Source organism: Nocardia suismassiliense (assembly GCF_900269665.1).
GTDB lineage: Bacteria > Actinomycetota > Actinomycetes > Mycobacteriales > Mycobacteriaceae > Nocardia > Nocardia suismassiliense.
Map to the genome: position 1 here is coordinate 4,397,730 of NZ_LT985361.1, position 12,907 is coordinate 4,410,636.

11 protein-coding genes are annotated in these 12,907 nt (G+C 68.8%); 3 read left to right on the top strand and 8 right to left on the bottom strand.

Annotated elements, in window-relative coordinates; translation table 11 throughout:
• Window positions 1-30 precede the first annotated feature (30 nt).
• The 5 genes from DBO33_RS19700 to DBO33_RS19720 all read right to left on the bottom strand — a co-directional run bounded on the left by DBO33_RS19700 (window position 31) and on the right by DBO33_RS19720 (window position 6,586).
• Window positions 31-1,044 (bottom strand): CgeB family protein, encoded by a 1,014-nt coding sequence (locus tag DBO33_RS19700; RefSeq protein WP_107656359.1) that lies wholly within the window; start codon window positions 1,042-1,044, stop codon window positions 31-33.
• A complete protein-coding gene (locus DBO33_RS19705; RefSeq protein ID WP_107656360.1) occupies window positions 1,041-2,405 on the bottom strand; it encodes a lipopolysaccharide biosynthesis protein in 1,365 nt (454 codons plus the stop codon). The genes DBO33_RS19700 and DBO33_RS19705 overlap by 4 nt, the downstream gene beginning before the upstream one ends.
• Window positions 2,398-3,579, bottom strand: a complete 1,182-nt coding sequence (locus tag DBO33_RS19710; RefSeq protein ID WP_107656361.1) for a glycosyltransferase family 4 protein — start codon at window positions 3,577-3,579, stop codon at window positions 2,398-2,400. The genes DBO33_RS19705 and DBO33_RS19710 overlap by 8 nt, the downstream gene beginning before the upstream one ends.
• Window positions 3,576-4,631, bottom strand: coding sequence for a glycosyltransferase family 4 protein (locus DBO33_RS19715; RefSeq protein WP_107660415.1), 1,056 nt, complete (start codon window positions 4,629-4,631; stop codon window positions 3,576-3,578). Before DBO33_RS19715 ends, DBO33_RS19710 begins: the two co-directional genes overlap by 4 nt.
• 149 nt (window positions 4,632-4,780) lie before the next feature.
• Window positions 4,781-6,586, bottom strand: a complete 1,806-nt coding sequence (locus tag DBO33_RS19720) for a hydroxysqualene dehydroxylase (RefSeq protein WP_234390927.1) — start codon at window positions 6,584-6,586, stop codon at window positions 4,781-4,783.
• Between the two features lie 101 nt (window positions 6,587-6,687).
• Here DBO33_RS19720 and DBO33_RS19725 point away from each other — a divergent pair, with 101 nt between their 5' ends.
• From DBO33_RS19725 to DBO33_RS19735, 3 genes are all read left to right on the top strand, one after another.
• Window positions 6,688-7,383 carry a TetR/AcrR family transcriptional regulator gene (locus DBO33_RS19725; RefSeq protein ID WP_107656362.1) on the top strand — a complete coding sequence of 232 codons (696 nt, stop codon included), beginning with the start codon at window positions 6,688-6,690 and terminating at the stop codon, window positions 7,381-7,383.
• A 125-nt stretch (window positions 7,384-7,508) separates the two neighbouring features.
• Window positions 7,509-8,888 carry a polysaccharide pyruvyl transferase family protein gene (locus DBO33_RS19730; protein WP_107656363.1) on the top strand — a complete coding sequence of 460 codons (1,380 nt, stop codon included), beginning with the start codon at window positions 7,509-7,511 and terminating at the stop codon, window positions 8,886-8,888.
• 3 nt (window positions 8,889-8,891) lie between these two features.
• Window positions 8,892-9,731, top strand: coding sequence for a glycosyltransferase family 2 protein (locus DBO33_RS19735; protein ID WP_199856695.1), 840 nt, complete (start codon window positions 8,892-8,894; stop codon window positions 9,729-9,731).
• Window positions 9,732-9,832: 101 nt separating this feature from the next.
• On the opposite strand, the gene DBO33_RS19740 is transcribed toward DBO33_RS19735, so the two are convergent.
• The 3 genes from DBO33_RS19740 to DBO33_RS19750 all read right to left on the bottom strand — a co-directional run bounded on the left by DBO33_RS19740 (window position 9,833) and on the right by DBO33_RS19750 (window position 12,907).
• Window positions 9,833-10,468, bottom strand: a complete 636-nt coding sequence (locus DBO33_RS19740; RefSeq protein ID WP_107656365.1) for an MspA family porin — start codon at window positions 10,466-10,468, stop codon at window positions 9,833-9,835.
• A 193-nt stretch (window positions 10,469-10,661) separates the two neighbouring features.
• Window positions 10,662-11,774 (bottom strand): class I SAM-dependent methyltransferase, encoded by a 1,113-nt coding sequence (locus tag DBO33_RS19745; RefSeq protein WP_107656366.1) that lies wholly within the window; start codon window positions 11,772-11,774, stop codon window positions 10,662-10,664.
• 86 nt (window positions 11,775-11,860) lie between these two features.
• Entirely contained in the window at window positions 11,861-12,907 is a 1,047-nt protein-coding gene (locus DBO33_RS19750; protein WP_107656367.1) for an NAD-dependent epimerase/dehydratase family protein, read from the bottom strand.

Sequence of the window (12,907 nt, forward strand, 5' to 3'; positions counted from 1 at the left end):
CTGTGTCATCTGTTCGCTCGCTGCGCTCGCTCATGCGCGGTCACTGACCGCACGCACGATCTCGCGGGCCCGGTCGACGTAGCGGTGCTCGCTCGCGACGATGCGCTGATACCCAGCCTCGGCCACCGCGGCCGCCTTGTCGGGTTGCGCGGCGCACCAGTCCAGGATGGCGCTCAGCTCGTCGGCCTCGCTGAACAGGAAGCACTCGCTGGTGTCCTGGAGTAGTTCGGCGTGCTCGTCGGTGCGTTCGCCGACGAAAAGCCCACCGGCGGCGGGCACTTCGAAGGTGCGGCAGGTGTGCGTATCGCGGTTGTCGGAGTTGAGCAGGACCAGGTTGGCGGTGACGCTCGCGACCACCTCCGAGTAGCGTTCGCCGTACACGGCGCCGCCGACTTCGGCGCCGGTGGCGCGCAATTCGGGCACCCGGCGCCAGCCCGGCCCGCGCACCAGCATGCGGGAGCCGTGGGTGCGGGCGAGCCCGACCAGCTCGGCGCGGCGGTCCGGCCGGCAGACGCCGATGAAGCCGACGAGGAACTGCCGGGTGCCGCGCCGCGCGGTGGGATGGTGCCAGGCCGGGTCGTAGGCGCTGCGCACGAAGGTGACCGCGCGGGCGCCGCGGTCGCGCAGTTCGGCGACATTGTGGTGTTTGGTGGTGACGATGTGGTCCCAGTCGGCTTCGTGCGCAAGGTATTCCGCACTGACATTCTCGGGGTTCGCGACGTCGTCGGGGCTGTAGTGCACGTGCAGCCGCGCCGGGACGTCCAGCAGCCTGCGCTGGTCGAGGTGAATGCTCTTGAACGCGAACAGCATGTCCGGCCGGAACTCGGCGGCGGCCCGCTCGATGTCGGCGTGCAACCCGGCCACGTTCCAGGGCGCGCGCCTGTGGGCCAGCTTCGAATAGACCCAGGGCGGCGAGAGTCTGGCCGGCAGGGTGACCCGGGTGGTGTCGATGACCACCACGTCGTGCCCGGCCTGCCGGAAGCCGCCGGCCAGCGAGTGGGCGTTGCTGCCGACCCAATCGTCGCCAAGATAGAGAATTCTCATGTCCCGCCGTCCTCCCGCATCAGCACAATCGCGGGATCCGGAGCGGGTGTTACCCGCTCACGGCGCACGAGTGTGCGGATCCTGAGCAGATACCAAGCGGCGACGGTGAATTCGACGATCACGGTGCCGTAGACCAGCGTCCACACCGAGTGGGTGCGGAACGCGATGGCCAGTGCCGTGGCCGCCACGCAGGTGCCGAGCACCGCCCCGATCAGTACGCCGGTGGTGTCCTGGCGCACCGGGAGCACGGCCGTGGTGACGAACGAGGTGATCGCCGTCGCGGGCAGCACGAACGTTTCGACTCGCAGCAGGTCGATCGCACCGGTGAAGTCCTTGCCGAACACCAGGTGGATCAGCATCGGCGCGGCCAGCCATACCGCGGCGGCCGCCACCGTCGCGGTGCAGACGCAGGCGGCCAGTGCCTGGAGTGCGTGCCGCCAGAAGTTGTCGTCGGCGCTCTTGCGCGCCATCCGCGGTAGCAGGGCGAAACCGATGGGGTCCAGGGTCGATTGGATGGCGCGGACCAACCGATCGCCCGCCGAGTACAGCCCGAGCGACACGGCGTCCAGCACCCCCGAGTACACCGCCGCCGCACCCTGTCCGTAGGTGGTCACCAAGAGACGGGAAGTGAAAACCGGTGCGCCGGTACGTAACACGGTCCGCACGTCGCGCGGCCGCGACGGCAGCCCGAAGGTGCGCAACGAATCCCACCAGGTCAGCAGGACGGTCGGAATGGACGAGACGAGCAGGCACAGCACCGCGACCTGGGCATTGGGCACGCGGGGGAGCACCGCCACGAGCAGCACGAGGTACCCGATGCGGCCGACGGCCTGATAGGCGGTGGAGGCGCCGAAGCGCCCCTGCCCGATGAGCAGCCAGTCTTCCGACACCGACCAGAAGCCGCCCGCGAACAGCCCGAGCAGGATCATCTCCAGATGAACGGGTGCGCCGAGCGCGTAGCTGAGCAGCAGTGCGATCCCGAGGACGCCGAGAGTGCTCGTGCGGATGGCCAGGTAGTCGCCGCGCAGCTGGTTGATGTGCGCCAGGCGGTCGTCGCCGAGGCCCGCGTCGTGCACCCGCGCGGCCAGATATGAGGTGATGCCGAGATCGACCAGCAATGAGCCGATGAAATAAGCCGACATACCGATCGCGAGCAGGCCGAGACCGTGCGCGCCGAGCACGCGGGCGATCAGCGGCACCGTCACGATGGTGACGACGTACTGGCCGTACTTACCGAAGCTGACGTAGCCGATGTCGCGAACAATCCCGAGAAAGCCGTGGCCGCGCTTGATGTTTCGGCGGTGTGCTCCGGGTGGAGCGGGTGAACGGTCCGGGTCGTCCGGGGCCGCGTGTTCAGCCATGCGGGGCTCTCTCTGCTGAATAGGGGGTGCCCGCCGCGCCGTTGCGTTGTGCGATGTCGAAGAGGAAGGCGGCGACCGTATGCGCCGTTTCGGTGATGTCGAAGTCCTTTGCGCGGGTGCGGCCAGCCTTGGCCAGCCTGGTGCGCAGTGCGGGGTCGCCGATGAGGGTGTCGAGTGCGGTCGTGAGTTGTCGCTCGTCGCCGCCCGGTACGAGTAGCCCGTCGACACCGGGCCGGACGATCTCGGTGGGACCACCCGGCGTGCTGGCGATGACGGCGCAGCCCGCGTGCATGCCCTCCACCACCACCTGGCCGAACGGTTCGGGAAGGACCGAGCTGTGCACCAGAATGTCGGTGTCACGCAGATATTCGGCCGGGTCGTCGACGTGGCCGGTAAAAGTTACCGGCAACTGGAGGTCGCGGGCGAGACGTTCGAGTTCGGCGCGGTACGGCTCCTCGTCGAAGAACGTGCCGCCGATCAGGAACACTTGGCGCGGACGGACTTTCGTGGCGGCGAGGGCACGCAGCAGTACGTCCTGGCCCTTCCACGGTGACAACCGGCCGACCACGGCGACCACGGTGTCGGCGGGCGGACGCTGATCCCGACGCGGGAGATCAGGGCCGAATTCGACTCCCGGATAGGCCACCAGTGCGGGCCTGCGGCCGACCGGCAGGGTGGCCAGCGTGACGCGGCTGTTGGCGAGATAGCCCCGGCTGCACAGCCGCCCGAGCAGCCGCAGCACCAGGGTGGGCAGCCGCCCGAAGTAGTCGCGGGCGAGCCGATCGTGCACCTGCCAGACGAGCGGAACGCGAGCGCGCCGCGCGGCCACCGCACCCATCACCAGCGCCTTGCTGCTCTCCGCCACCACCACGTGCGCGCCGAGCTCCCTGGCGGTCGCGCCGAGCGACCAGCCGAGCCTGAGCAGACCGGCGAACCCGGCGATCAGCCGGAGCGGGCCGGAACCGATGGTCATCGCCCGGCTGTCGAATCGGCCACGCAGCACGCGGGTTTCGATCCCGCGTGCGCGCATCCGTTCGACCATGGGGCCGTCCTCTGTGTAGACCATGGCGACGCCGAGCCGCCCCTGGTCGCGCAGGGCCGACACCAGTCGCAAGGTGGCGAGCTCGGCGCCGGACGGCGCCGCGGTGTGGGCCACGAACAGTGCCGTGGTCATTGCCTGATTGCCCGGTACATCGCGAGATGCCGCTCCGCTGTGACATCCCAGGAGAACGTCTCGGCGTGTGCACGGCATTGCGCGGGGGTTGGCACGGTGCCGTGCAATCCGGCGACCAGGCGGGCCCCGAGCGCGTCGGCGTCACCGGCGGGCACGATGAGCGACGCATCGAGCCCGCGCACCGAATCCGGTAGTCCGCCACAGTCGGTGACGATCGGCGCGCGGCCCGCCGCCAGCGATTCGAGGGCGATCAGGCCGAAGCCTTCCAACGCGGTGGTGGGCACGACGGTCAGCTGCGCCTGCTCGTAGAGCTCGGTGAGCCGCTGATCGTCGACGTGCCCGGCGAACTCGACGGTGTCACCGAGTGGTGCTGCGGCGTCACGCAATTCGGTCTCGGCCGTGCCGGTGCCGACGATTATCAGCCGCGCCGTCGGATGCTCATCGAGCACACCGGGCCAGGCGCGCAGCAGGGTGTCGATCCCCATCCGGCGTTCGAGCCTGCGCACGCACAGCACGGTTCGCGTCTCGGGCCGGATAGGGGAGACGTGGAAGCGGGTCAGGTCGACGCCCGGCGGGATCACCGCGATACGGTCCAGGGAAACCCGGTAGTCGGTATGTAGTACCTCGCGAAAGTGGTTGGACAGCACCACGAATCGGTCGGCGCCGAGGTAGCGGAGGCGTTCGATCAGATACTTCGCGCGCGCCGCCGCCGCGCTCTGCCCGGTGAGCAGGCTCTCCGCTGCCCACGGCCCGTGGAAATGGACGACCAGCGGCAGCCGTCCGTGCCGGGCGACGGCGGCGGGCCCGTAGAGGCAGAAGTGCCGGTCGAGCACCGTGCCGGGGTGCAGGCCGTCGCGATCGAGGAAGGCGGTGCGGGCCCGGCGCACTGTGGAACCGCCCAGCCCACCCCATGATCGGGCACCGGGGGCGGCCGCACCGAACGCCGCGGCGGACACCTGCGCACCGGGTTGCCTGGCGAGCGCGTGGAATAGCTCGGTGAAGTACCGGTTGAGCCCACCCGGCGCCGACGCGAACCACTCGGATCCCGTCATGTGCACCCGGACGATCTCGGTACTTTCCGTCACCCATGCCCCCTACTGGCGGTGATGGCGGACGAGTCGCTGTCGGTGAACCCGTCTCTCCCGCAAAAGTCTAGGGGACCGAGGCTTTTCTGGCGGGCAGTCGGCGAGCAACCGAAAATTCACCCCAGATCGAACAGATTCGGCTGCCCCGCGCGATAGCGAGCGGCATCCATCTGACGCAGTGGTTCGAAGGCGGGAATCGAGTCGCGGGTGAACAGGGTGGCCCGTTGCGCGGTGGATCCCGCGGCGTCCAGCAGCGCGTTCACCGCGGCGCGGCCCGCCTCGTTGGCGCCCTCCATGGTCGCCAGGTCGAAATTGGTCCGCACATAGTCGGCGGCGAGGAAAAGATTCGGGATCTTCGTGTATGCGTTGGGCCGTGCCGCCCAGGAGCCGATCGTATTGACCAGCAACGGTTCATCGTTGTGGTTCCGGCCGTCCTGCCAGCTGATGCCTGGATCGAGCAGCCAATCCCGGACGATGCCGTCCTTCAACTGAATTCGGCCGTCGTCGTTGAGCGCGGCGGTGAGCTGTGCCCAGGTCTCCTGGTAAATCTCTTCGCGGGTGCAGTGTTTGGCGGTTTTGCCGAACAGAATGCCCGGGGTATCCCAGTCGGCGATGTCGATGGTGAGGCCGTCGAGAACGGTGCCGTCGCCGTACTTCGCCGCGTAGTCGACCTCCCAGAACGCGCGCTGAGAGTACGACGTCAGCCGCCACGGCGAATCCAGGTAGATGTTGTATCCCGCGCCGAGTTCCAGCTTTTCGCTGACGAACATCTGCAAGCCGGTCATCCAGTCGAGGGTGAGCTCGTCCATCCGCGCGAGATCCGGGTCCAGGCCACGGATTTCGGGCGACCACAGCCGCCGCGCACGGTCGGTCGGTACCGCGCAGACATACCAGTCGGCACGGTGTAGTCGAGTTGCGCCGTCCGGCAGCCGGATTCGCGCACCGGCGAGCTGGTCGCCCGTCACCTCGAAGCCGTCGAGGGCATGGCCGGGCCGGAACTCGACGCCCATGTCGCGCAGCAGCGTGATCCACGGATCCAGCCACGCCTCGTTGGTCGGGCCGTTGAGCACCTCGTACACCTTGGGACCGCCGGTGAGCTCCTGGAGCAGGGCGATGAAGAAGCCCTCCATCATGTTGCCCATCGTCCGCGTACTGGCGACGTACTCCTTCGCGGCGACCAGCGCGCGCGTCAAACCCGTTGCGGCGAGGGCCTGGAACTGTGCCGACCGAGTCCCGGCGTCGACGAAATCCCACCAGCTCACTTGCTCCCACTGGCCGAACCTGCGCTCTTCGCTGGAGGTCAGGTAGGTGACGACCCGGCCCGCCATGTGGATCGCCTCGGGCAGCGGGATGAGGTTGTTCTTCAGGAAGACCTCGACGAGTATGCGCTGCAAGCCATCCGGCGTGAGCGCCTGCCGTGGATCGAAGTAGAAGCCGAACATGAGCGGAAAGCCGTCCGGCAGATTTCCGGCGCGCGGGTAACGCGGGTCATTGACCGAGAACGGAACCAAGTTGTCGTGCACCGTATTCCGCGTGCCCGGCAGCGGAATGCGGCGCATGGTGTCGTGCACGTGGTGATAGAACGAGGTGAAGCCGCGCGCGCCGTGCTCACCCGGGAGTGCGGCGCGACCACCGCCGCCGGTGCCGGGCAGCGGGATGGTGCGTGACTTACCGCCCAGCTCCTTGCGGTCGAACACCGTCACCTGGAACCCGCGCTCGGCCAGCTCGTGTGCGGCGGTCAGTCCGCCGATGCCCGCTCCCAGCACCGCGACCGTATTGCGCGGCGGACCGTTTCGCCTGCGTGCCCCCTGTGCCGCCGCCGGACCCGCCGTCGCCGCCAACCCGGCCGCGCCTGCCAGACCCGCCGCGCCACGCAGCACCGATCGCCTGCTGACCGCGCTGTCCCGATTGTGAGCTGTCACTGCACGACCCCGTTCGCAATTCTGACTATCCTGATAGTCATATTTAGCAGATGGTTGCTCGCCATGGGAGACAATGCGGAGATGACGGGAAAGGTCCAGCGATGAGTGGCGACGCCAAACAGCGCCGACCGGTGCGGCCCTACGGCGGCGTCGGCGCGGCGGATCGGGTCGCCGCGCGGCGCGGCAAACTGCTCGACGCCGGCTTGGAACTGTTCGGTACCCAGGGTTATGCGGCGACCGGCGTCAAAGACCTGTGCCGGGCCGCCGGGCTCACCGACCGGTACTTCTACGAATCATTCGGCGGCACGAAGGAATTGTTCGCCGCGGTCTTCGACCGCGTCATCGATGAGCTGTTCGAGGCGGTCGCCCATGCCGTGGGCGCCGTGCCCGCCGAGGGGACCCGTAAGTTGCGTGCGGGCATCGGCACCTACCTGACCGCGCTGGCCGAGGACCCGCGCACACTGCGCATCGTCTTCGTGGAGCCCACCGGCGCGGGCGCGGAAAATCGGATGCGCGAGGCACTGTGGCGATTCGCGCGATTGGTGGCCGCGACCGCCACCGAGGCCAGACCCGAAGCGCGACCGCCCGCCGAACTGGTCGACATCTACGCGCTCTCGGTCGTCGGCATGCTCGAGCGGGTCCTGGTGGAGAAGCAGGGCGGGCGGGTGACCGTGCCGATGGACGAGCTGGTGGACTATTGCACGGCATTCGCCGGTGCGTCGCTCGGCGCGCTCTACACCGGGCGGATAAGCAAACAATCCGGTCGGCACGAAGCGGCTTCGCGCGCAACGGAGTAAGTAGCTCGGCGCTGGCGGGTAACCCTCGGTCCGGTAGCCGCGATGCATAGCGTGAGGTAGATTTCACAACGAGTTCGTGCTCGGCACGGACCGACCCGCGGGGGACTGGCGGGAGGACATGGACAGTGGGGACCGTAGGTTCCGAGGCCGAGCGCGCCGCTATCGCCGAGGGCGATATCCGAGTGCTGGTCGAGAACGGTGAGTACTGGCTGCGTAACCGCGGCGACATCGCGATGATGGCGGTGACCGTCGAGCGGTTACGGGCGCGCTGGCCGCGCGCCAGGATCGGCGTGCTCACCCATCAACCCGGCATCTTGCAGGCACTGCTGCCCGAGGCGGAACCGCTGTGCGGGCCCGACTGGGGCTGGGGCCGCGACGGCTGGCCCGGCCGCCTAACCCGTACGGCCGGAACACGATTGGTCGGTCCGGCGGCGCTGCGCTGGCGGGCCGCGACCGACGGGCCGAAGGACCGGCTGCGGGCGCTGCGCTCGGCCGCCCGGCGCCGCGCCGACGGCCCCGGCCGCACCGAACACGTCGCGACACCCGAGCAGACCGAGTTTCCGGTGGAGATCCCGGCCGCCGTCGAGCAAGCCTCCCTGGTGCTCGCCCTGGGCGGTGGCTACATGACCGACGTCGACCGCTATCAGGCGCACCGGACGCTGAACCTGCTCGAACACGCGCGGTCGCGCGGCATTCCGACGGCCCTGGTCGGCCAGGGCCTCGGGCCGCTGCGTGATCCGGCGCTGGTCCGGCGCGCGGCGGAGGTGTTGCCCGGCGTCGATTTCGTGGCGCTGCGCGAAGCCAGGCGCGGCCCGGAACTGTTGTCGCGCTTCGGCGTCGCCCCGGAGCGGGTGCTGGTCACCGGTGACGACGCGATCGAGTTCGGCTACCGCCTGCGGCAGGCCAGGATCGGCGCGGATATCGGGCTGTGCCTGCGGGTGGCCGACTATTCGCGGGTCAGTGCGGCCGCGCAGGCCACGCTCGGCCGGGTGGTCCGCGCGTGCGCCGGCCGGCTCGACGCCGGGGTGGTGCCGCTGATCATCTCCGAATACGCCTCCGAGGATCGACTATCTACCTTGCCGCTGCTCGCCGGAGCGGAGTGCGCCAGGCCTGCCATCGGCCGTGGCGGCACGCCGGAGGATGTCGCGCGTCAGGTCGCGGGCTGCCGGGTGCTGGTCACCAGCGCCTACCATCTCGCGGTTTTCGCGCTGTCCCAAGGCATTCCGGCCGTCGGCATCACCGCCTCGGAGTACTACGACGACAAGTTCCACGGGCTGCGCCAGATGTTCGGCACCGGACTGCGGATCGTGCACCTCGACGACCCGGCACTGGACCGGACGCTGACCGCGGCCGTCGAAGAGTCGTGGTCCGAAGCGCCGACAGTGCGGGATACGTTGCAGCAGAAAGCTGTCCAGCAGATCGACGCCAGCCGGGCCGGGCTCGAACGGGTCTTCCGGCTGGTGGAAAGCGGACCGGTGCGGCCGGGCCATCAGCTAGGGGGATAGATCATGGCTAGTTTGTCGGTTTGCGTGCCTGCCTACAATTCGGGACGCACGCTGGCCACGACACTGCGCTCGGTGCTCGACCAGGACGTGGACTTCGAACTCCTGGTGCTGGACAACGCCAGCACCGACGAGACGGGTGATATCGCGCATTCGATCGACGATTCGCGAATTCGCGTGCTGCGCAACGACACCGTGCTGCCGATCGGGGACAACTGGAACAAGGCGATCACCGCGTCGACCGGGGACCTGATCAAGGTGGTCTGTGCCGACGACGTGCTGCGGCCCGGTGCGCTGGCCGCGCAGCTCGCGGTGATGGCAGGCGATCCGTCGATCGCCATCTCGTCGAGTCGTTTCGAGGTGATCGACGAGGCGGGCGAGGTGCTCGAAACCGGCCTGGGGCTGGCCGGCTTGCTCGGCAAGCAGACCGCGCGGGCCCTGGCCAGAGTGATCGTGCGGCGCGGCCCGGCCGATTTCGGGCCGACCGCAGCGGCGATGTTCTACCGCAAGCACTTCGACCTGGTCGGCGGGCTGCGCGGCGATCTGGTGTTCCCGATGGACGTCGACCTGTTCGCCAGGGTGTCCTCGTTCGGCGCGTTCTTCGGGATGTCGGAAATCCTTGCGGCCTGGCGCAATTCGTCGTTCAACCTGTGCAGCCGCACCTCGACGGTGAGCAAACTGACCGACATGTACCGGTTCCATCACCGCATCGCGGGCGACTATCCGTACCTGGTGAGCCGCGGCGACGTGCTGGCGGGGGATACCCGCTTGGCGCGGGCGGCGTTGTACCGCTTGCGAGTTCGCACGGTGGCCACCGTGCGGAACCGGCCGGATCTACTGGTCTGAACAGCGTCCGATCAGTGGTCTGAGCACGTCCGAGGAATATAGAAACCGCCCCGCACTGCGGGGCGGCTTCTATATTGAACGATCACCTGATCGCGATCATCTCAGATCGACCAGAGCCGCCCATAGGTGTACACGGCGTCACCACTGGAACTGACCACCTTGACGAACGGCCGGATCGTGGTCTGCCCGACCACACCGGTGACGGTGCCGTGGAAGCCCGACATGCGCAGGAAGCCTGCGGCGCCGGAAACATCGCCGCCCGCGCATTCCACCGTCTGGATGCCGGGGCCGAAGCCGACCTCGATCTCGACGCCGGCCCGGGGGATCAGCCCCTCCAGCTTCAAGGTCGCGCCGTCGCTGCCGAGGTCCACCCCGAGACCCGGCGTCGAGTAGTTGAACTTCAACCGCCCGGTCAGCGTCGCCGGATAGCCGACCTGGTAGCCGATGGTGATGTGCCCGCGCCAGTCCTCGGCGTTCGGCCCGGCGATCTTGTAGGCCGCCTCGCCATTGTGGAACCACTCGCGGGTCAACGCGTTTCCGTCCAGCGGCGGCACGAAGTCGATCCGCGTGTCGGACTGAATCGCCTCGATCGAACGATCCTTCTGATCGACGATCTGGTTACTGCTGTCGACGACCGCTCCCGCGGTGCCTATTCCCAAAGCCAGCCCCGACGCCACCACGGTGGCGATCGCGAACATACGAACGCAACGGCTGCATTGCTGCGTGATATCCCTCATCAGTTTTGTCCCCTCTGCACACACACCTGGCCGAGCGTGGTCGTTCGCTCGACGCCCGCTCCCCGACACGCGGGAGCGAAGAACTCATCGATCATCTGTGGCGATCAGGTGTTCGGTAAATCGAATCATGTCAGATCAAGCGCATCGAGCAAGCGGGCGAGAATGCGCTGGAGGACAGCGAATTCGGAGCAACTCAGCCTCCTCGTACGGTGGTGTCGGCCGGGTCGTCGACGATCCAGCAGCCGTCCAGTTCCGGGTAGCGGGCGCGGACCTCCGGCAGCAGATCGGGCAGCGTCAGCAGCACGAGATCCGGCCGGGCCGTGACCAGTTCGTCGGGCGCGATGATGGGCACGTCGGTGCCCGGCATCCGGCGCCCCTGCTTGGCCGGTGACGCGTCGGCGACGGCGGCGATCAACCCGCGATCGACACCCGCCAGACTGAACAGCGCCACCGCACGCGAGGCCGCGCCGTAGGCGAACACCCGATCACCCTGTGCGGCATGCCTGGTGAGCCAGCGGCGCAGTGCCTCGGCATGCGCGTCGGCAGCCTGCTGAAGGCCGCGGACGGCGGCGACCTCGGTGTAGGCGGACTCCTGGGTGAGTATTTCGCGCACCGCCGCGTCGGGGCGGTGCGTGCCGTGGCGCGCACCGACCAGCACGGTGCCGCCGTACAGGTCGAACCGCCACGCGGTGGTGACACTCATGCCCGCGGCGGCCAGCAATCGGCTCAGCGCGGACAGCGAATAGTAGGCAAAGTGCCCGTGCCGCAACGCGTTCCATTGACGCGAGGCGACGATGGTGGCCAGCGAGTGGAATTGGATCAACAGCAGGCCGCCGGGCGCGGTGGCCGCCGCCCGCTCGGCGAACGCCGCACGCTGGTCGGGTTCGTGCATGAGGCCGAAGCAGTCGAGCACCACATCGGCGACACCGTCGGCGGGGGTGTAGCCGCGCTCGGTCAGCAGCGGCACCCAGGTGCCGCCGTGCGGGCTGCCGAACTCGCGCACGGTGTTCCCGTGCAGCAGACCGGATTCGGCGACCCGTGTGACGGCGTCGGCCGCTTGCTCGCGCAACGCCGCGGGCTCGATGCCGCGTGGTTCCTGCGTTCGGGTGTCGTCCTCGGCCAGTTGCGCGAGCGCACAGCGCGCGCACTGATCCATGCGCAGCGGATGCGCCGTCTCGGCGAGGCCGACCGGGGCGGCCACCGGCGGGAAGTAGTCCGCGGCCGGGACCATACCCAGATCGAGCACCGTCCTGAGCTCGGTGCCCCCGCAGCCCCGGCAGGGGCGGCCGCTATCGAGGGGAACCATCACCGGCCCTTTCGTTGTGCGCCGGTGCGGGCCGCAGGCATGGCACGGTGGCCGACCGCCGTCGGCGCTGTGCCGGTGTCGCCGGCCTAGGTGGCTGGAACACGAGCGGGTCCGGGCTGTATCCGGCGCATCGACCCGTCGAGCACCCCGCTGTCGCGTAGCTTCTCCAGGTGCGGCAGCCGGGTGAACTTCTGGAAGAAGTCGTCGTAGGTGAGGCCACGCGCGGTGTACTCCTGGAACAGCTCGTCCGCCCCGGCCTGCACGGTCCACAGCGCGCGAAATCCGATGGCGGCGCGGGCAGCCGAGAAGTCGACGCGATAGGAGCGCGGGTCGGCGCCGCTCTCGCCGGTGATGTTCAGCCGAGAACCGGGCACCGCCGCCACCACCGCCTGCGCGATATCGGCGACGGTGAGGTTGTTGGCCTCGGTGCCGATGTTGAAGGCGCGGCAGTGGATTGCCGCCGGGGGAGCGGTGAGACAGTTGGCGAAGGCCCACGCGATATCGCGCGCATGCACCAGCGGCCGCCACGGCGTGCCGTCGGAGAGCACCTTCACCTCGCCGGTCAGCGTGGCGTAGCCGACCAGGTTGTTGAGCACGATGTCGGCCCGCAACCGTGGCGAGAAGCCGAATGCCGTTGCGTTGCGCAGGAATACGGGGGAGAAGCCGGAGTCCGCGAGCGCGGCGACATCGTCCTCGACCCGCACCTTGCTCTCCGCGTACGGGGTGATCGGACGCAACGGTGCGTCCTCGGTGACCAGGTCCGCGCCCGCGGCGCCGTAGACCGAACAGGTGGAGGCGTACAAGAACCGCCGCACCCCGGCCTCTTTGGCGAGCCGGGCCAACCGCACCGACGCGTGATGGTTGATGGCGTAGGTGATCTCGGGCGCCAGCGCGCCGAGCGGATCATTGGACAGCGCGGCGAGATGGATGACCGCGTCGAAGCCGCGCAGCTGGTCGACGGTCACATCGCGCAGGTCCACGGCCAGGCCGGGCGGATCGCCCGGCAGGTCGCCGAGGACGCAGTCGGCGAAGAAGCCGGCGTCCAGGCCGACCACCTCGTGCGCATTGGCCCGCAGGACCGGCACCATGACGGTGCCGAGATACCCCTGGTGTCCGGTGACGAGTACCCGCAT

Excerpts from the sequence above, each read along its gene's own strand:
- DBO33_RS19740 (WP_107656365.1), bottom strand. The coding sequence starts at position 10,468 with ATGAGGGATATCACGCAGCAATGCAGCCGTTGCGTTCGTATGTTCGCG.
- DBO33_RS19745 (WP_107656366.1), bottom strand. The coding sequence starts at position 11,774 with ATGGTTCCCCTCGATAGCGGCCGCCCCTGCCGGGGCTGCGGGGGCACC.
- DBO33_RS19705 (WP_107656360.1), bottom strand. The coding sequence starts at position 2,405 with ATGGCTGAACACGCGGCCCCGGACGACCCGGACCGTTCACCCGCTCCA.
- DBO33_RS19735 (WP_199856695.1), top strand. The coding sequence starts at position 8,892 with ATGGCTAGTTTGTCGGTTTGCGTGCCTGCCTACAATTCGGGACGCACG.
- DBO33_RS19700 (WP_107656359.1), bottom strand. The coding sequence starts at position 1,044 with ATGAGAATTCTCTATCTTGGCGACGATTGGGTCGGCAGCAACGCCCAC.
- DBO33_RS19725 (WP_107656362.1), top strand. The coding sequence starts at position 6,688 with ATGAGTGGCGACGCCAAACAGCGCCGACCGGTGCGGCCCTACGGCGGC.
- DBO33_RS19710 (WP_107656361.1), bottom strand. The coding sequence starts at position 3,579 with ATGACCACGGCACTGTTCGTGGCCCACACCGCGGCGCCGTCCGGCGCC.
- DBO33_RS19715 (WP_107660415.1), bottom strand. The coding sequence starts at position 4,631 with ATGACGGGATCCGAGTGGTTCGCGTCGGCGCCGGGTGGGCTCAACCGG.
- DBO33_RS19750 (WP_107656367.1), bottom strand. The coding sequence starts at position 12,907 with ATGCGGGTACTCGTCACCGGACACCAGGGGTATCTCGGCACCGTCATG.